Raw genomic sequence first — 18,358 nt, 5'->3', positions numbered from 1 at the left:
TTATGAAGAGGTTAACGGGTGTTCAAGGATTGAATACACCATCAGACGTCCCGTGGACGGCCCGCCTGTGGCTGTCCCGGGTGGTCCCTCTCGGCCCTGCCAGGGCCTGAGCCGGACGGGGGCGTGAAGGTCCAGAATGAGAACCGTTATCAGTCCTGTCCGTGACTGAGCGGTTGTCCGCCCCGACCCCCATGGTCCAGATCCCCGTCACCGTGATCACCGGCTTTCTCGGCGCCGGCAAGACCACCCTGCTCAACCGGATCCTCTCCCGCCAGCAAGGCATGCGCACCGCCGTGCTGGTGAACGAGTTCGGCGAGATCGGCATCGACCACGAGCTGGTGGTGGCCACCAGCGACGCCATGGTGGAGCTCAGCAACGGCTGCATCTGCTGCTCGATCAACGGCGAGCTCAAGGAGGCGGTCCTCCGGGTGCTGGAACGCCCCGACCCGATTGACTTCATCGTGGTGGAGACCACCGGCCTGGCCGATCCCCTGCCCGTGGCCATGACGTTCCTGGCCGGGGACTTCCGCGACCGGCTGCGGCTCGATTCGATCATCACCCTGATCGACGTCGAACACTTCGAGGCCACCGCCTTCACCAGCCCGATCGCCCGGGCCCAGGTGGTCTATGGCGACATCCTGGTGCTCAACAAGTGCGATCTGGTGGACGAAGCGCGGCTGGCCGCCGTGGAGGCCAGCCTGCGGGCGATCAAGGCCGACGCCCGCCTGCTGCGGGCCGATCACGCCGGGGTGCCGCTCTCCATGCTGCTGAGTGTGGGTCTGTTCGAAACCGACCGGCTCGTGGCCCTGCAGGCCGCCGAGGACGCCCGCGAGCAGGCACGGGACCCGCACCACCACGGCCCCCACGACCATCAGCACGACCACCTGCACCACCACGGGCACGAGCACGCGCACCATCACGCCCATACCCCCGAGCTGGAGGGCTTCCGATCGGTGTCCCTGGCGGTGGAGGCCCCGTTCGATCTGCGCCGCTTCCAGCACTTCCTCGACAACCAGCTCCCCGCCTCCGTCTTTCGGGCCAAGGGGGTGCTCTGGTTCCGGGAGAGCGAGCGCCGCCACCTGTTCCACCTCTGCGGCAAGCGCTTCACCATCGATGATTCCGACTGGCCCGACGGCGGCCCGCGTCACACGCGGGTGGTGGCGATCGGCAGGGACCTGGACACCTCCAGCCTGCGGGCCCAGCTGGAAGCCTGCGTGGTGGCGCCATGAGCGGGGTGGTTCTGGTCTCCGGACCGCCGGGCTGCGGCAAGACCAGCTGGATTCTGAGCCGCCTGCAGGAGCACCGGGGCCCCCGCGCCTATCGGCGCCTGGACGGCGTCGATCCCGAGGGGCGTCCCCTGGCCCTGGATGGGGGCCTCGATCAGGCCTTTCTCCACGACCAGATCCCTGATCTGCGCGAGCTGGCTGGCGCCACCCACGACCCTGCAGCGGACGGGGAGGGCCTGCTGGCCCTGATCGAGCTGCCCCTCTTCGGGCCCGAGATTCCCCAGACGCTCGCCCCGGGCCTGCGGCCGGATCGCCACCTCCATTTCGGTCGCGACAGCGAGCTGCCGCGCCAGGACACCCTGGTGTTCGGGGCCCTGGACTCCTGGAGCCTGGATCTGGCGACGGAGGTCTGGGATCCGGCCAGCTTGAACAGCTTCTGGTTCGAGCTGGTCAACGGGGCCTACGGGGATGTCTACCGCGCCAAGGCCCTGGTGAACCTGCCCGATGGCCGGGGCTTCCTCTTCAACTGGATGGTGAGCTGCAGCGGCACCCAGTTTCTGCCGCTGCAGAGCGTCGCGCCGCCCCACGGACGGCCCATGCGCCTCTCCAGGCTGGTGGTGCAGGGCAAGGGCCTGGACACGGTCGGCCTCCAGAGCACGATCGCCGACTGCCTGCTCAGTGATGCCGTTCTGGAGCTGCAGCAGGCCCCCCGGCGCCCCCGGGGCGAGCCGCTTCCCGCCACTAGCTGACGCCTGCCATCCGATCCTGCCCTCCCCGTTCCCCCATGACCCACGCCGTTCTCTCCTGCCTGCACGCCAACCTGGCCGCCGTCGAGGCCGTGCTGGACGACATCGACCGGCTCGGCATCGCCACGATCACCTGCCTGGGGGATCTGGTGGGTTATGGCCCCCAGCCCAATGAAGTGGTCGCGCTGGTGCGCTCCCGCGGCATCCCCACCTGCCAGGGCTGCTGGGACGAGGACATCATCGAGGGGCTCAATGCCTGTGAGTGCAGCTATCCCTCCCAGCTGGCGGAGCGGCGGGGGCAGCTGGCCCACCACTGGACCGCCGCCCAGCTGAGCCCGGAGAACCGGGACTTTCTGGCCAGCCTGCCCATGTCCCTGCGCCGTGACCGGCTGGTGTTCGTCCATGGCAGTCCCAACAGCCAGCACGAGTACCTGCTGCCGGATATGGAGGCCTTCGCCGCCCTGGAGCGGGTCGTCTCAGCCGGTGCCGACACGCTCTTCTGCGGCCACACCCACCGTCCCTACGTGCGCGAGTTCCGTGAGGGCTCGATCGAGCTGCGGCTGCGCCGGCCCGATGGCGAGCCCGGACCTGAAGCGGAGCGCCGGGTGGATCTCCCCGTTCGCCGCATCGTCAACGCCGGCTCGGTGGGCGAGCCGCGGCACGGGGGCACCGAGGCCACCTACGTCATCCACGACGAGGACCGCGACACCGTGGAGATCCGCCAGGTCCCCTACGACGTCGAACGCACCTGCCGGGCGATCCTGACGGTGGGCCTGCCGCCGCCGTTTGCCTGGCGCCTGCGCCACGGGTTCGAGTTCGCCGAGCGGGCCGACGACGCCAGCCACGTGTGTGAGCGCTGATGGCACGGTGGGCATTGCTGAGCGGCCTGCGCGGCGACCTGGATGTCTATGAGGCGGTGCTGGCCGACCTGCGGCGCCACCGGGTGGAGACCCTCTTCCTGCTGGGGGATCTGATCGGTCTGGAGCGGGATTGCCGGGCGCTGCTGGAGCGCCTGCAGCATCCGCGCCGGGGGGAGCTGCGGCCGCACTGCATCTATGGCTGGTGGGAAGAGCAGGTGCTGGCGGAACGGGGCTACCGCGGCGAGCGTCGGGCCGAGGCCCTGCGACGGGAATCTGGAGAGGACGCCGTGCAGGCCCTGCTTCGGGCGGTGGATCCCGGCTTCATGGACTGGCTGGCGGCCCTCCGGTTCGGCTTCGTTGAGCTCGACTGCGCCCTGCTGCACGGCAGCTCCGCCGACGTGGGGGACAGCCTCGGCAGCGCCACCGATCCCTTGGCCCTGCTCGATCGCCTCACCCGCATGGACGTGAACCGACTGTTCACGGCCCGCAGTGGCGAGCAGTTCAGCGTGGCGCTCTGCGGCGGGGGCATCACCGCGCGGGTGCGGGATCTGGAGGGGGAACGGCAGCTGCGCCAGAGTGTGCCCAGTCGCCAGGTGATCGGCGTGGGTCGTGGCCTCCACTACACCCTTTACGACCCTGGCACCGACCACCTCGTCTTCCGCACGGCCCCGGGCCCGGCCCGACCGCATCGCCGTGGGTTCCCATGACGGCGGTGTTCGGCGGCGTGGTGGACACGCTGGAGGTCCAGCTGGGCGGCCGGCGCCTGCGGATCGTCACCGAGCGCCGCGGGCCGCAGGGGGCTCCCCTCTGGCTGCTGCTGCCGGCCCTGAGCACGGTCTCGAGCCGCAGCGAGTGGCAGCCGCTGGTCATGGCCGTGCAGGACCGGGTCCAGCTGGTGAGCTTCGACTGGCCGGGCTTCGGGGACAGTGACCGTCCGGCGCTGGCCTACGACGTCGCCCTGCTGGGCGGCTGCCTGGAGGCGGTCCTCACCGATCTGACCAGCCGCCAGGCTGGTCCCCTCACCCTGGTGGCCGCCGGCCACAGCGCCGCCGTGGCCCTGGCCCTGGCGGGTACGTGGTCCGATCGCTGGAGCCGCTTCGTCGCGGTGGCGCCCACCTGGCGGGGGCCCCTGCCCACGATGACGGGCTGGTCGCCGGGGCGTTTCGGCTGGCTGCGGCGGCTGGTGGCCCTGCCGCTGATCGGCCCGGCGCTTTACCGGCTGAACACCAGCCGGGCCATGCTCCGGCTGATGCTGCGGCGGCACGTGTGGCTGGATCCAGGGCTGCTGACGCCGGATCGCTTGCGGCAGCAGCAGCGGCTGGCTCGGCGCCGTGGCTCCCGCTTCGCCAGTTCCGCCTTCGTCAGCGGCGGTCTCGATGCCGCAGACGAGCGGGGCTGGTGGCTGGAGCAGGCCCGCTGTCTGCAGTGTCCGTTTCATGTGGTGCTGGCCACGGCGGCCCCGCCCCGCTCCACCCGGGAGATGGAGCTTCTGGCCCAGACCGCCGATGCGGTGACCCATCTCCCCGGCCGGCTCGGCCTCCATCAGGAGTTCGGCGCCCTGCTGGGGCAGCGGTTGCTGGAGGCTCTGGCCTCGTAGCACGCGTTACCTGGAATCGTGCTCCTATTGTTCTTTCCTGTGGATTGAATCGTTAGACCGATGGGGCCTGATGACGGCTTCCATGATCACCATCTATTACGCCACATCCACTGGAAAGACTGAAGATATCGCCCAGCGTCTGGCGAAGCGACTAGGTTGTCCCGTTGAACTGTGCGATGTCGAGAGTCTCAGCTCTGCGCAAGACTTCTGCCGTGCGAATGCCATGATCTGCTGTGTGCCCACCTGGAACACTGGTGCTGACTCCTTCCGCTCTGGAACTGCCTGGGATTCCTATGTGGAGACGATTCCCGATCTGAATCTCACAGACAGGCCCGTGGCGATCCTTGGTCTTGGTGATTCCTCCACCTACGGCGAATTTTTCTGCGATGCGATGGAGGAGCTCCATAGCGCCTTCCAGAAGGCCGGCGCCCGGATGGTGGGAGCCGTATCCACGGCTGGCTACAGCTTCACGGCCTCCAGAAGCGTGATCCAGGGCCGCTTTTGCGGCCTGCCGATCGATGAGGACTCCGAGCCTGATCTCACCGACGACCGGCTCAGTGGCTGGGCCGTGCAGCTGAATCGGGAGATGGTGGCCTTGCTGAGATGAGCAGCCGCTTTCGGCGGGGGGCTGGTCACGGCGATCCAGCCTCAGCATCCCTCAGGCGTCGCTTCTTTCAATGCGCACCCACAGGCTGCGGCGGGCATCCAGGGTTTCCAACAACTCCAGGTGCTCGGCCGTGATGGCCCTGGCCTCATCCATGCGGCCATCCAGCGACAACTGGGACAGGCGCTCCATGCACCAGTCCCGCTGGTGGGTGAGGGCGAGGACACGTCGCAGCTGGGCTTCATCCTCTGAAGAGGGAACACTGGTCATGACCGGCTGGCCCATTGGAGCCATCAATCTGTCGATCCCTCGCCGGTCGGTGTTCACGAAGCACACAACAGACGGTGCCTTTGCTGACCCTGGATAGAGGCGGTAACCAATGTCACGTCAGATTGTATGAATGATGCGGCTCCACCACCAGGCCCTGGCTATGGATAGGAAGGACATTCCTGCCATGCCTGTGAAAGAGCTCACATCCGCCATCAATCAACACCTCGCCGCAGAGTTTCAGGCCGGCCACACCTACCTGGCCATGTCGATCTGGCTGCGCGAGAAGGATCTGGCCGGATTTTCCACCTACATGCTCGAGAAAAGCCAGGAGGAGCGCAACCATGCGGCCCGAATGATTGCTTACCTGGTCGACAGCGACGAACAGGTGGAGCTGCCCACCATCGAGGCGCCTGAACGCAGCTGGCCGTCGGTGCAGGGGCTGTTCGATCGGGTCTACGACATGGAGAAGGGGGTCACCGCCTCCATCAACCGTCTCTATGCCATGGCGGAGGATGTGGGCGAGCGCAGCGCCACGGCCATGCTCGACTGGTTCGTGGCCGAGCAGCTCCAGGAGGAGGCCGAGGCCCGCTTCGTGCGCAAACGCCTGCGGCTGGCTGGCGACAACAGTGCCGCCCTGCTGCTGCTGGACCAGCAGTTCCTTGAGGGGACGGCCCTGGCCCATGTCAAAGGGGGCCTCAGCGGTGCCGTCGGCGCGTGAGCCATGATGATCTCATGCCACTACTGTTTTATCTCGATTCAGCCGAATCAATCCGCCTGCGGTGTCCATGCCCGATCCTGAGCGCGCCACCCCTGCCCCTGCCGAGTCCTGTCCCTCCTGTGGGGAGCCGGTGGAGCGCCGCTTGCAGCGGCGGGCTGGCTGGCGCTGGGGCGGCACCGGCTCCTGCCATGGCCAGGGGCGAGGCAGGGGACGGGGTTCCGGGTTGCAGCTTGCCCTGCTGGGCATGCCCAACACCGGCAAGTCGACCCTGTACAACCGTCTCACGGGTGGCCATGCGCAGATTGCCAACTGGCCAGGTCTCACGGTGGAACTGCTGCGGGGGCCGATGCCGGCCGACCGCAACGGCACAACGTACGAGCTGGTCGACCTGCCGGGGATCCACGACCTGACCGGCAGCAGTGAGGATGAGGCCGTGGTGCAGCGTTTTTTGCGCAACACCCCTCCCGACCTCGTGCTGGTGGTGCTCAATGCCAGCCAGATCGCCAGCCAGTTGCGGCTGCTGCTCCAGATTCAGCAGCTGGGCCTGCCGGTCGTGGCGGCCGTAAACATGAGCGATGAGGCCCGACGCTTCGGCATCGGGATCGATCATCGGGGGTTGGCGCGGGACCTTGGCCTGCCCGTGCTCCCGGTGAGTGCCAAGCACAACCAGGGAATCGCAGCGCTCATCGATCAGCTGCATGGGTGGGGGGAGAGCCCCAGGCCAGCTCGCCGGGCGCTGGCGGCCGGCCAGGGCGATCACCAGGGCGACCCCCAGCCCGTGGACGATCGGCTGCGGGAGCTGGTGGCCCGCCACGTGACGCTGCCGGAACGGTTGCTGAACCGCCGCACACGCCTGGTGGATCGCGTGCTGCTCCATCCCCTGCTGGGTGTGGTGCTGTTCCTGGGGATTGTGCTGGCGGTGTTCCAGATGCTGTATGCGGTCACCGCTCCGCTGCAGGACCTGCTGGGAACGGGACTCGACTGGATCCAGGCCAGCTGGCTGGAGCCGGGTCTGCAGGGGCTGGGCTCGCCGGACTGGCTGAGGCGCTTCCTGCTGGACGGCCTCTGGCTGGGGGTGAGCACGGTGGCCACCTTCCTGCCCCTGATCTTCGTCTTCTATGTGCTGATGGGCATCATCGAGGACTCGGGCTATCTGCCGCGTGCCGCCTTTCTGATGGATGGCTTCATGCGCTGGCTGGGGCTGGATGGACGCGCCTTCGTGCTTCAGGTCATGGGCTTCGGCTGCAACGTGCCCTCGATCATGGGTACGCGGGTGATCCGGGATCGGGGCATGCGGCTGCTGGCGATGCTGTGCATTCCCTTTGCGCTGTGCCAGGCCAGGCTGACCGTGTTTCTGTTCATGGCCGGGGTGTTCTTCCCCAGACCCTGGTGGGCACCGGGACTGGTGCTCTTCGGGTTCTACGGCATGAGCTTCTTCGCCGCCGTGATCACTGGTCTGGTGTTTCAGCGGGCCTATCCGAGTGAGGAGGCCTTCGTGCTGGAGCTCCCCCCGTACCGAACTCCCAGCCTGGCCACGATCCTGCGGCGTGGCTGGACCTCGATGCTGAACTTTCTGGTTACCACCCGCATGTTCATCATCGTGGGTGCCGCTGCCATCTGGCTGCTCACCAACCTGCCCCCGGGTGCGGGAGAAGGTTCCAGTCTTTCGTTGGCCGGGTGGATTGGCCATCTGTTCCAGCCCTTGCTCGGGCCGATCGGCATGAACCCGGAGCTCACCGTTTCCCTGTTCTTTGGCTTCATCGCCAAGGAGATCCTGCTGGGAGCGATGGCAGTCATCTACAGGACCACTGAAAGCGACCTTGGCGGTGCGATCCAGAGCGCCATCACACCGCTGCAGTCGCTGAGTTTCATGACGTTCGTCCTCCTCTATACCCCTTGCCTGGGCACGGTGGCGGCCCAGATCCAGGAAGCCCGGAGCCGCAGCTTCGCCCTGTTGTCCCTGGGCTGGTCACTGGCGCTGGCCTGGCTGCTGGCCTTCATCGTCTATCAGGGGGGAGGCTTGATCCTGTCCCTGGGCTGATCACCCTGCGCCAATCAATCCGGAGCGATCGTATGCACATCCATTTCGGCGGCGTGTTCGTGGCGGAGCATGAACTCCAGCAGCCCACTGGCCAGATGCAGGATGCCACCGGGCTTGCCGCGTCGCAGCACTTCCACTTCCACGCCGGGCCGCACGCCCATGGACTGCAACCGACGCTGCAGGCCGGGATGGCTCGGCAGGGACGTGATCGAAACCCTGGTGCCCGCTGGAACCTGACTGAGGGGCATGACAGCATTCTCTCTTAGAACGCCAGCTTAGGACGGCCCACGACGGCTTCTGTGCCGGTGGCTGGTTCGGTCATCGGGAAGCCGTCGACGGCTGAACCGCCCGCAGCAGCGACGTGGCAAGGTCACGCTCCACCTGCATCTTCAGTCGCTCCATATCCTGTAGCTTGCTGTAGAGCCGATTCAATTCCCGTTCCTGGTCCTGCAGATGCCGGGCCAAGCCGATCTGGGCCTGGGTCAGCTGGGGATGATCGAGCAGAATCGATGGCATGGGATCGCCGCGTCTGACCCGGTTCAGCACCTCGTGAGTCTCTGGAATTGTCTCGATCCGGCAGCCCATGAAGTCCCGGATCGCAGGCGGATAGGACATCGTCATCGGTCGACGTGGTAACGCTTGAGGCTCCCAAGACTAAACAGAGACTTCCATCCTTTTGGTTGAATTTGAAACAGGCGCATGTTGCAGGTATCACCCATCGGTGATGTCATCTCCTCGGCCAGAGCCAGAGGCGCCTTGACCCTGACTCCCCCCCAGTTGCTCAGGGAGGGGGATGGGTCCCGATGGCCGGTCCTGATCAACAAAGGCCATGGTCAGGGAAGGGCATCCACCGCTTCGGCAAGCTGTTGCAGGGTTGGTTGCCGATGATGGGAGGCCGAATCGATGCTCCCATCGTTGATCATGGCGACGACGCGAGCCAGTTCCGTGGCGTTGCCCCGGTAGAAGTGGGGCTGATCCCGCTGGAAGTTGGCAAGGGCGGCTTCAGCAATGTAACTGAACTTGAGTCTTTTCAGATCGTTCACCAGCTGTTGCTTGTCGTTGTTGTAAACGATGAAGTTCTCCGGCAATTGGCCGCTGTGGCCAGGCTCTGGTGTTTCAAAGAAGTGGGCGTGACACCAGTTGGCGTAGGGCGTCAGAATCACGCCACCACAGGCCTGGACTTCACAGATCGGCAGTCCGAATGATTCACAGTGTGCAATGAAATAGAGGCTGCAGCTCCTGTAGATCTTCCGGATCTCAGCCATGGAATAGCTGCCATGGAGCACCTTGAAAGGGATGCCAGCCTCGAGGCAGGCCTGAATCTGTATGGCCCTTTCGGGCAGGTGATTGGGGCGCTCAAAATCAATGAGGGCACAGATCTCCCTGGGTTCAATGGCAAGGGACGGATCGATCAGATTGATCCCGATGCGTGAAAAGTGCTCGGCTCCGGGCACTACGGGATACTCGGAGACTTCGGTGATACAAAGATGGTGGTCATAGCGATTGAGTCCCCAGTGGTTGCCTTTAGTTACACCCCTGCTCGCCACACAACCATGGACCCACTTCACCCAGTCGGCGCGACTGCCCAGAAAAACCAGGTCATAAAGAATGATGGGCAGGTGAGGAACGTCACGACGTAGCCTTTGGTCATCCATAAGGTGATCAAAATAGGCGCGGGGCATGTGGCCCACGATCACGGCGAAGTCAACCGTCCTGAGCTGGCCAAGAAGCTTCCGATAATTCAGCCATGAGACGCATTCTTGTGCTACTCGAAACAGCTTTCCCTTCCAGTTCGCCCCTGCTCCCGCCCCTGCCACTGGCCTGCGAGGGAGCGATGTCAGACCGTCATTCAGAAGGATGGTGTCGACACCGATGTCCTTGAACATGCGATCCAGGCCTTCCGCCAGGGGCCGATAGAAGCTGTTGGCGCGATTGGCCAGGATGGCGACTCTCACGGGCGTCTCTCCTTCGCTGCCGCCGGGTGGATTCAGGGGCCTCGATGCTTCATTCAAGCGTCCAGCACGACCCAGCGCATCGGCCGGATTGGGGGTGAGCGCATCAACCCGTCGCCTCCAGGTGTGCCACTCCGAGCCCGCAGCCCGGACAGGGTCGCATCGCATAGGTGTTGAACGGGAAGCGGGGGGGCTGGAAGGGCTCGATGCCGCGGCGCCGGTCGAAGCGCACCATGCCGACCCTGCCGCTGTGCGCCACCACCAGCGCCGTGCGCCCAAGCCGCCGCTGGTTGCGGGCCCAGCTGCCGGTGTTGTAGTAGGTGATGTGGCAGGGGCCTCGGTCTTCGCCGCAGGTGGCCGGCAGGGCCAGGGGGGTGGCTTCGGGGATGTGGGTGTGGCCGTTGATCAGCCCGTCGAGGGGCTCGGGGCCCTGCCGCTCCCGCTGCAGGTGTCGGACGATCCCGCGCTTGATCAGCCGGTCGTGGCCGGTGCGGCTCTTGAGGGCACTCTCGAGCACGAAGGCCAGGGAGAAGCCGCCGGAGGAGTTGAGGCCCCGGCTCACCGGGATGGGCCATTCCCGGTGGCTGGCCAGCAGATCCACGGCGCTCTGCAGGATCGCCTCGGCGTTCCAGCCCGCTGGCAGCGCTCCGCCGGCCGGCCGGGAGAAGGGGGCCAGCAGGCCGTTGATGCCGGCGCTGTAATGCTCCTGCAGCCGGGCCAGCGCCTCGGCGGCGTCGGTGTGGAAGCGGATCAGCCGGTCGTACTCGTCGCCGTGGCGCACCAGCAGCCGCTGCCCTGCCGGGCTGCGATAGATGGCCTGGCGCTGGATGGCGAATCCGGGCCGCTCCAGACCGTCGTGGCGGCGCAGATAGGCGTCATGGTTGCCCGGGATGTAGACGATCGCCACCCCTGCTCGGTGCAGGGCCTCAAATCTCTCGATCACCCGGCGATGGGAGGCGCGCAGCAACCCGGCCTTCAGCAGGATCTCGCTGGCCAGGGGCTGCTCCTCCTGCCCGTTCAGAAGGGCGTCGATTCGATCGGTCAGAAAGGAGGCATCGACATTGGCGTTGAAGCGCATCGCCTGCAGATCGATGATGTCGCCGACCAGATACAGGGTTCGGGGGCGGATGCACTCCAGGAAGGCCGCCAGATGGCCGGCCTCGCATTGATTGGAGCCCAGATGCAGGTCGGAGATGAACAGGGCGTCGCAGCTGAGCACACGCGTCGAGGAAGGGTCGGCAGGGAGCTTTGGGCTGCCATGGTGACACGATTCCGGCGCTGAATACGCCCAGGAAAGGGTCAGCCAACAGCGCCGATGTTTCGCTTGTGCCTTGCACATTCTTGCGGCAGTTAGGCGTGCCGTTGTCCGTGGCCTGGCGCACGGCTGCCCGTGCCCAGGGACACCACGGCGGACGTCATCGCCCCCTCAGCCGGCCTGTTGCCAGAGGCGCAACAGCTCTTCCCGCTGCTCCGGCGAGGGCGGCGGCAGGCGCTTCACCCCCCGGGCCGCCGGGCTGCCGCCGCTGCCGTCGGCGGCGCGGAAGCCCAGGCGGGTGAGCACCGCCTGGCCTTTGGGGGAGAGCAGGAACGCCACCAAGCGCTCCCCGTCCTCCGCCCGTCCAGCCGCCTCCCCCCGCAGCACGGCGGCCGCCAGCACCGTCTCGATGGTGGGATCCGGGAACAGCAGCACGTAGCCGCCCGGCCGCTGGCGGCCGGCCTCCCCCAGGCGGGCCAGGGCCGACGCCTCGTAGACCAGCGCCAGGTCGCCTTCGTTGGGGCCGCCGCTGATGAACTCCTGCAGGAGGATGTCGGTGGAGCGGGCCGGCCGGTACACGGCCCGGCGCAGGGCGGCAGCACAGTCACCACCAGCGCCTGCAGCGCCACGGCCGTCACCGTTCCCGTCCCGGCACCAGAGCGCCAGGGTCAGCTGGCCGGAGTTGGAGCGCATCGGATCGCTGCTGCGCAGATCGAAACTGCCCCAGCCCTCGGGCCCGCCCAGGGCCCCCCACTGCCCCGCCCCCGCCGCCCGCCGCAGCAGTGGCCAGGAGAAGCGGCCATCCGGGAACAGCCGCTGCAGCCGCTCCGGCCAGGCCACGGCCACCAGCAGGGTGCGGGCCACGGGTACGGGGGCCTGCAGGAACGCCGGCGCCCCGCCCTGGGACCGCAGCTCGGCGGCCAGCTGGCCGAGCAGATCCCGGTTGGCGGGGATCAGCACCCGGGGCCGTTCGGGGCCCTCCTCCCTGGCGCGGTTGACCATGTCCTGGGAGCCCTGAACCCTCCAGGCCAGGTCGATGGCCCCATGGCGGCGCTCGAACAGGGGTTCGAGTTCGGCCATGGCGCCGGCCAGCTCCGAACCGACCGCCACCACCAGGGGGCGCCGCAGCCCGGGGAGGGGGGCCGTCGCCAGGGCCAGGGACGCCCCGGCGATCAGGAGCGAAAGCAGGCGCCGACGGGTCAGGGTCGCTGCCAAGGGGAGCGGTCCGGGTTCGCTGCAGTCTGATCGCCGCCGCCCGGATCCAGGATCCTTGCCAGCAGAATGGGACGGTCGTTCAGCGCCGCTCCATGGCACGGGCCCAGCGGTCGGCCGGCCTCAGCACCGCGCTCCTTGCCCTGCCGCTCCTCGGCCTGTCGATCAGCGGCTGCCAGTTCCTGGCCCCGCCGCCGCTGGAGCTGGAGATGCTGGTGGGCAGCGCCCTGAAGGGCTTCTGCCAGGAGGCGGCCAAGGCCATCGGCCAGGCGCCGCCGCGGCTCGCTGACCGCACCCCGGTGCTGCTGCGCTGCCGGGCCGCCGGCAGCGGCGATGTGGTGAGTGAGATGGAAAGCCATGCCCGGGGGGTGCTCCAGGGCGGCCAGGCGGCCGATGACCCCCGCATTCCCACGCTGCTGTCGGTGGATGGCGAGATCTATCTCGACCTGCTGCGGCATCGCCTGCAGCGCCTGGCCCCCACCCGGGAGCTGATCCCGGCGCCGGCCGACGCGCCGGCCCTGGCCTCCAGCCCGATGGTGTTCATGACCACCCCGGCGCTGGCGAAGGGCCTCGACCGTACCGATCCCTTCACCGCCCTGGCCCGAAGCAGCGACCACCGCCAGCTGGATCCCGCCGGCCCCTCCCAGCCGATCCGCTTCGTCCACACGGCGCCGACCCGTTCCAACTCGGGCCTCCAGACCCTGGTGGCGATGGTGGCCGAGGTGGCCGGCAAGCGGCCCGAAGCGCTCACCCTCGCCGATGTGCAGACCCACGGCGGCAAGGTGGCGGCGATTCAGCGGCACGTGACCCGCTACGGCAGCTCCACCGATGAACTGGCCCGGGCGATGCTGCGCAACGGTCCCTTCTGGGCCTCGGTGGGTTCGGTGTATGAGTCGTCGGTGGTGGGGGTGAACGCGTCCCGCCAGGGCGACCAGGAGCCCCTCAAGGCGGTGTATCCCAGGGCCACCTACGCCAGCACGATGCGGGCGATCCTCCCGGACGCCCCCTGGGTGTCGCCGCAGGAGAAGCAGGCGGCCCTGCTGCTCATCGAGCGCCTCCAGCGGGAGGACGTGCAGCGCCTGGCGGCCGACCAGGGCCTGCGGCCGGCCAACCCGGCGGTGCCCCCCAGCCGCGTCACGGCGGCCTACGGCGCCGACCCACGGGCCGTGTACGACTCGCTGCGGGCCCCGAAACCGGAAGTGGTGGAGGCGATCATCTCCCTCTGGCGCACCCAGGCCAAGAAGCCCTCCCGGGTGGCTCTGGTGGTGGACAGCTCCGGTTCGATGAAGGGGGAGAAGCTGCCAGCGGCCCAGCGCAGCCTGCAGGCCTACCTGGCCCAGATCGGTCCGCGGGACACCGTCGGCCTGTTCGATTTCGACAACCGGCTGCGGCCCCCGGTGGTGGTGACCGGTGGCGGCCAGGCCGGCGGCCCGGCCGGTGAGCCGGCGGGCCGGTTCATCGCCTCGCTGGAGGCGGAGGGCGGCACCGTGCTCTATGACGCCATCCGCCAGGGTCGCGACTGGCTGCGCTCCACCCGGCGCCCGGGTGAGATCCTGGCGGTGGTGGTGCTCACCGATGGCCAGGACAACGGCTCGCGGCTTTCCCTGGAGGGGCTGGGCGGTGAGCTGAGGCGCAGCGGCTTCGCCAGCGACGAGCGCATCGGTGTGTTCACCATGGGCTACGGCAACCAGGGGGACTTCGACGCCGACGTGCTGCGCCGCATCGCCGAGAGCAATGGCGGCGACTTCACCACCGGCACGGCGGACAGCATCCGGCGCCGCATGGAAGATCTGCAGATGGCCTTCTGATGGCGGTGGCGTCCGGCTGGTCCAACCCGCTCGACCATCCCCTGGCGGTCACCGCCGGCGGCGTGGGCCTGGTGCTGCTGGTGCGCGCCGGCGGGGTGAGCCTCCCGTTGGCCCTTGCGGTGGCGATCGGGCTGAGCGTGGCCTGCGCGGCGCTGCTGGCCCGCATCGGGGCGGCCGGGCGGCGCAGCCGCAGCCAGAGGCTCCATGACCAGCGCCTCGATGCGGGGCTGGAGGAGGCCCTGGAGCGGGCCGGCGGCCTGGCGGTGACGGCGCTGGCCCTCCGCGAGGAGGCCGTGGCCCGCTTCACGGACCCGGGCCACCTGGAGGCCCTCGGCAGCGTCCAGCTCTGCTGCGAGCGGCTGCAGCAGCTGCCGGAACGGCTGCGGGAACGGCGGCCCCTGCTGGAATCCGGCGGCGGGCAGCGCCTCGATCCGGAGGAGCTGGCGCGCCGACTGTCGCGGGAGGAGAAGGCCCTGCAGCGGGAAGCGGAGGGTCCCCTGCGCCAGGAACGGCGGCGGCTGGTGGATCAGCTGCGCCGCAACCTGCATGCGGCGCGTCAGGGCATGGATGAGCGGGAGGCCCGGCTGCTGGCCCTGGCCACCCGGCTGGAGGCCATCGACGGCGGCCTGCAGCAGCTGCGCCGCCAGATCGACCACCAGTGGCCCAGCACCGAGGCCAGCGACGCCGCCATGGCGACGGCGATCGAGCCCCTGGATGAAGCGATCGATCAGATCGAGCGTTCCCTCGACGCCGGTACCGCCTGAGGCCCCAGCAGGGGCCCGCCCGCCAGGCGCCGGATCGCCACCACCCCGGGCCGGGGGGCCCGGCCGGGGACGCCGGAGGGCCAGTTGGAGCCCTGGGGCACCCAGCGCAGCTGCTCGAAGGCGCGGCCGGAGCGATCCACCAGCCGGTGGGCCTGGGCCTCCCGGGCCTCCGCCGAGGGGCGGGTGCCGTGGTCCTCGCCCGGGTGCTGCACCGCCAGGAACAGGGTGGATTCACTGGCATCGAAACAGGGGCCGGTGAGCTCGCACTCCATCGGTCCGGTGGCGAAGCAGAAGGCCTCGCCGGCGTGGGGGCCACGGCTGGGCAGCACCCAGCAGCTGTTGTTGCCGAACAGATCCAGGTCGGCCGACTTCGTCGAGCGGTCGGTCACCATCCAGAGGGTCCCCAGCCGGTCGACGGCGAGGTTGTCGGGATTGGCGAAGCCCAGGCCCCCTTGCCACGGGGCGCCGCCGGTGGCCACCATCCGCCAGCGGAAGGCCCCGGCCTTCTCCGCCCCGTCGTCGGCCAGGCCCATGATCCAGCCATAGGGCCAGGTGGCCTGGCCTTTGGGCCCACGGAAGATGGCCGGGTCGGCCCGGCCGTCGTCGCTGCCGCCACCGGCGGTGAAGGCGATCAGCAGATCGCCGCTGAGCGGATCGATCACCGTGTCCTCCGGCCGGGCGCAGGGGGTGGCCCCGATGGCGCAGGCGGCCAGGTGGGCATCGATCAGGATCGCCCCCATCCGCTCCTCCCCCTCGCCGGGGTAGAGGTCGGCCAGGGTGGCGAAAAGGCGTCGGTAGGCCGCCACGGCCGCGTCGCTGGCGAAGGCTTCGGCGCCGGGCTTGAGGCGATCGGAGTGGGGCAGCAGCACGGCCTGCTCCACCCCGAAGCGGGCGAAATGGCCCGGGCCCAGCGGAGCCACCGGGGCGGTGGGCTCCAGGGGCAGCCAGCGCCCCCGGCCCTCGCCGCCGTCCGGGCCGGGCGGATCGAAGCGGGCCACTTCGAGCCGGCCGGCGCTGAACAGCTCCGAATTGGCCGGGTCGGCCGGATCGCGGATCAGCGCGTCGCTGACGAAGCGGTAGAGGTGGCCGCCGTGGCGGTCGCAGCCGGAATAGACCACCAGGGGCTGGCCGGCGACGGCCTTCACGGCCACCGCCTCGTGGCGGAAGCGGCCCAGCCAGCTGTGCTTCACGGCGGTGCGCTCGGGCCGGCGCGGATCGAGCTCCACCATCCAGCCGTACTTGTTGCCCGCCAGGCCGAAGGGGTTGCCGAGGCCGTCGAGGCGCTGGCCGTCGTAGGCGAAGGGACGGGCAGCGGGGGAGACGGAGGAGCCGTCGGCGTGGACGGCCTCGGCCACCTGGCTCTGCATGTTCTCCTCCGCGCTGAGCACCGTGCCCCAGGGGGTCTCGCCGCCGGCGCAGTTGGCAAAGCTGCCGATGATCGCGTCCCCGAGTCCATCGTCGTAGCCGAGCCGCTCGCGGCGCCGGAACACGGCCGCCGCCGGCCCCGTGGTGCCCAGGCGCTGGGCGGGGTCGCGCCAGCCGCTCAGGCCGGTGATGCGGCGATCGAAGCGGCCGGGCCGGCGCCGCCAGGGGCCGTCCGGCTGTCGCTCCAGTTCGATCACTCCCACCCCCAGATCCGCCATGGCCGCCTCCGCCAGCTGGCGGATGGTCGCCCGCAGCGGGTCGTCCGCCGCCAGGCTGGCGGCATCCACCCGGCCGCCTCGGGGCGCCAGGGCGTCGATCACGGCGTCGAACGGCAGCGGGCCGCCCACCGCTTCGGCGTAGCCCTGCCGCCAGGCCCGGGCACTGATGTACTCGAAGTTCACCGTCAGCAGGGCCCGGTCCGCTCCCAGGGACAGGAAGGAGAGGTGGTCGTTGTTGAAGCCGAAGCGCCCGTCGGCCACCGGATCCCCCCAGACCGCCACCAGATCGGCCCGGAAGCCGTCCGGCAGCACCAGCCGGTCCTCCAGTTCGATGCGGGCATAACGGTGGCGCTGCTCCGCTGCGTCGAACCCGTCGCTGGGCACGGGCAGGGGGGTGGGCACGGTGGGGAACGGGGGGGGCGGCGTCCGGGCGGCCCCGGCCCTGGGGACGGCGGCCCTCCCGGGGGCTGCGGTGGGCAGGGCGGCGCCGGCGAAGGAGCAGGCCCCGATCCCGAGCAGGGAGAGCAGGTCGCGTCGGTTCATCGCTGCCCTGGGCAGGGTTGGCTGCGGCGCGGAGCCAGCAGGGCCAGGTGGTTGTCCTGAAGGGCGCTGAAGTTGTCGTCCGAGGCCAGCAGCAGGGTGGGGCGGCCATCGGCCCGGACAGGTCCCGGGGTCATGGCCTCCCAGTTGTCGGTCGGCAGGCCGGCCGCGATCAGATCCCACTGCTGGATCGGCGCCAGCACCGCCTCGGTATCGGCCTTGGGATCGGCTCCTTCGCCCGGCAGCGGGTAGTGGGCCAGGAGCACCTGCCATCGGGCCGGGGCCTGGAAGCGCCGCAGCAGGGCCAGCAGGCCCGGTGAGGGGCCAGGGGCGTCGACCACCAGCAGATCGGTCAGTCCCCAGCCCTCGCCGGCAGGGATCGCCAGCCGGGCCAGGGGCCGGGCCTTCGGCCCGGTGGGCTCCAGGGACCAGCCCAGCAGCCGCACCTGGGCGGGAGGGTCCTGCCGCAGGGGGGATTCCGCGGCCATCAGCAGCACGTCCGTCTGCCCCGGGCGCCGCAGCAGGGCCAGGGACTCGGGGCCCTGGTTGGCTTCCAGGCCGCGCCCCGGGGCCGGCTGCCAGTCGGCGGGCAGGGGGTAGGCGCGCTGCAGCAGGCCGCTGCTCCGCGCGAAGGCCAGCAGCTGGGCCGGTCGGTCGGCGCTGCGGCGCCCCTCGCTGGCCATCCAGAGCCGTTCGCCGAGCACCACCAGCCCCTCGGCGTCGATCTCCGCCGGCAGCGGAGCCTGGGGCGATCCCTTCAGCTCCAGCTGGAACAGGGGCCGCAGCGGCACCCGGCCCAGCTGCCGCACGCCGCTCCAGGCGTCCACCCGACCCCGGGGGGCATCACTGAGCAGCAGCAGGACATCCGTCTCGCTTCGGTAGCTGGCGGCGGAGTAGCCGCCCAGGGGCGCTCCGTCCGCCCCGCGGCGCGGCAGCCGGGCGCCCGCCACCAACTCCCAACCCGTCTCGGCCGGGCAGGGCAGCAGGGACGGCGGCAGGGGGGGCGGCGGAGAGGTGGCGATCAGGGGCACGACCATGGCTGGAATTCTCCCGTCGCCGGGGCGGCGGCGGCGGCATCCGGGGACACCCGGGGGCGGGTAGGGTCAGAGCACCAGAGGGGGA

The 18,358-nt window shown here is 69.3% G+C and carries 18 protein-coding genes; 10 read left to right on the top strand and 8 right to left on the bottom strand.

Annotated elements, in window-relative coordinates; genetic code table 11:
- The first annotated feature begins 191 nt into the window (after positions 1–191).
- The 6 genes from VB738_RS05995 (at position 192) to fldA (ending at position 5,036) form a co-directional block, all read left to right on the top strand.
- Positions 192–1,229 carry a GTP-binding protein gene (locus VB738_RS05995; protein WP_323304915.1) on the top strand — a complete coding sequence of 346 codons (1,038 nt, stop codon included), beginning with the start codon at positions 192–194 and terminating at the stop codon, positions 1,227–1,229.
- The gene (locus VB738_RS05990) at positions 1,226–1,975 is read left to right on the top strand and encodes a GTP-binding protein (protein WP_323304874.1); all 750 of its coding nucleotides are present in this window, start codon (positions 1,226–1,228) and stop codon (positions 1,973–1,975) included. Before VB738_RS05995 ends, VB738_RS05990 begins: the two co-directional genes overlap by 4 nt.
- Positions 1,976–2,010: 35 nt before the next feature.
- Positions 2,011–2,832, top strand: coding sequence for a metallophosphoesterase family protein (locus VB738_RS05985; RefSeq protein WP_323304873.1), 822 nt, complete (start codon positions 2,011–2,013; stop codon positions 2,830–2,832).
- Positions 2,832–3,539 carry a phosphoesterase gene (locus VB738_RS05980; protein WP_323304872.1) on the top strand — a complete coding sequence of 236 codons (708 nt, stop codon included), beginning with the start codon at positions 2,832–2,834 and terminating at the stop codon, positions 3,537–3,539. The genes VB738_RS05985 and VB738_RS05980 overlap by 1 nt, the downstream gene beginning before the upstream one ends.
- Positions 3,536–4,429, top strand: coding sequence for an alpha/beta hydrolase (locus VB738_RS05975; RefSeq protein WP_323304871.1), 894 nt, complete (start codon positions 3,536–3,538; stop codon positions 4,427–4,429). The genes VB738_RS05980 and VB738_RS05975 overlap by 4 nt, the downstream gene beginning before the upstream one ends.
- A gap of 82 nt (positions 4,430–4,511) precedes the next feature.
- Entirely contained in the window at positions 4,512–5,036 is a 525-nt protein-coding gene (fldA, locus tag VB738_RS05970) for a flavodoxin FldA (RefSeq protein WP_323304870.1), read from the top strand.
- Between the two features lie 51 nt (positions 5,037–5,087).
- Here the strand turns inward: fldA and VB738_RS05965 are convergent, their stop codons facing one another.
- Complete coding sequence (locus VB738_RS05965; RefSeq protein ID WP_323304869.1) at positions 5,088–5,303, bottom strand: hypothetical protein; 216 nt, start codon at positions 5,301–5,303, stop codon at positions 5,088–5,090.
- Between the two features lie 190 nt (positions 5,304–5,493).
- Between VB738_RS05965 and VB738_RS05960 the strand changes: the two genes are divergently transcribed.
- On the top strand, positions 5,494–6,021 hold the full coding sequence (locus VB738_RS05960; protein WP_323304914.1) for a ferritin: 528 nt from the start codon (positions 5,494–5,496) through the stop codon (positions 6,019–6,021).
- 67 nt (positions 6,022–6,088) lie between these two features.
- Positions 6,089–8,062 carry a ferrous iron transport protein B gene (feoB, locus tag VB738_RS05955; protein ID WP_323304868.1) on the top strand — a complete coding sequence of 658 codons (1,974 nt, stop codon included), beginning with the start codon at positions 6,089–6,091 and terminating at the stop codon, positions 8,060–8,062.
- A 14-nt stretch (positions 8,063–8,076) separates the two neighbouring features.
- Here the strand turns inward: feoB and VB738_RS05950 are convergent, their stop codons facing one another.
- From VB738_RS05950 to VB738_RS05930, 5 genes are all read right to left on the bottom strand, one after another.
- Positions 8,077–8,310 carry a FeoA family protein gene (locus tag VB738_RS05950; RefSeq protein ID WP_323304867.1) on the bottom strand — a complete coding sequence of 78 codons (234 nt, stop codon included), beginning with the start codon at positions 8,308–8,310 and terminating at the stop codon, positions 8,077–8,079.
- A 70-nt stretch (positions 8,311–8,380) separates the two neighbouring features.
- The gene (locus VB738_RS05945) at positions 8,381–8,683 is read right to left on the bottom strand and encodes a hypothetical protein (RefSeq protein WP_323304866.1); all 303 of its coding nucleotides are present in this window, start codon (positions 8,681–8,683) and stop codon (positions 8,381–8,383) included.
- Positions 8,684–8,895: 212 nt separating this feature from the next.
- On the bottom strand, positions 8,896–10,017 hold the full coding sequence (locus VB738_RS05940; RefSeq protein WP_323304865.1) for a hypothetical protein: 1,122 nt from the start codon (positions 10,015–10,017) through the stop codon (positions 8,896–8,898).
- Positions 10,018–10,120: 103 nt separating this feature from the next.
- On the bottom strand, positions 10,121–11,233 hold the full coding sequence (locus VB738_RS05935; protein WP_323304864.1) for a UDP-2,3-diacylglucosamine diphosphatase: 1,113 nt from the start codon (positions 11,231–11,233) through the stop codon (positions 10,121–10,123).
- 207 nt (positions 11,234–11,440) lie between these two features.
- Positions 11,441–12,484: a substrate-binding domain-containing protein gene (locus tag VB738_RS05930; protein WP_323304863.1), complete on the bottom strand. Its 1,044-nt coding sequence runs from the start codon at positions 12,482–12,484 to the stop codon at positions 11,441–11,443.
- Positions 12,485–12,576: 92 nt separating this feature from the next.
- Here VB738_RS05930 and VB738_RS05925 point away from each other — a divergent pair, with 92 nt between their 5' ends.
- Positions 12,577–14,289, top strand: a complete 1,713-nt coding sequence (locus VB738_RS05925; RefSeq protein WP_323304862.1) for a VWA domain-containing protein — start codon at positions 12,577–12,579, stop codon at positions 14,287–14,289.
- Positions 14,289–15,053 (top strand): hypothetical protein, encoded by a 765-nt coding sequence (locus tag VB738_RS05920; protein ID WP_323304861.1) that lies wholly within the window; start codon positions 14,289–14,291, stop codon positions 15,051–15,053. Before VB738_RS05925 ends, VB738_RS05920 begins: the two co-directional genes overlap by 1 nt.
- Here the strand turns inward: VB738_RS05920 and VB738_RS05915 are convergent.
- Together VB738_RS05915 and VB738_RS05910 are read right to left on the bottom strand one after the other, a co-directional pair.
- Positions 15,017–17,239: a PhoX family protein gene (locus VB738_RS05915; RefSeq protein ID WP_323304860.1), complete on the bottom strand. Its 2,223-nt coding sequence runs from the start codon at positions 17,237–17,239 to the stop codon at positions 15,017–15,019. The two genes, VB738_RS05920 and VB738_RS05915, sit on opposite strands and share 37 nt — an antisense overlap.
- Complete coding sequence (locus VB738_RS05910) at positions 17,236–18,273, bottom strand: esterase-like activity of phytase family protein (RefSeq protein WP_323304859.1); 1,038 nt, start codon at positions 18,271–18,273, stop codon at positions 17,236–17,238. The genes VB738_RS05915 and VB738_RS05910 overlap by 4 nt, the downstream gene beginning before the upstream one ends.
- Between the last annotated feature and the right edge of the window lie 85 nt (positions 18,274–18,358).

Source organism: Cyanobium gracile UHCC 0139, assembly GCF_034931325.1.
Classification (GTDB): Bacteria; Cyanobacteriota; Cyanobacteriia; order PCC-6307; family Cyanobiaceae; genus Cyanobium; species Cyanobium gracile_B.
Note: the sequence above shows the minus strand (reverse complement) of the source record. Positions and strands in the feature narration are given on the sequence as shown.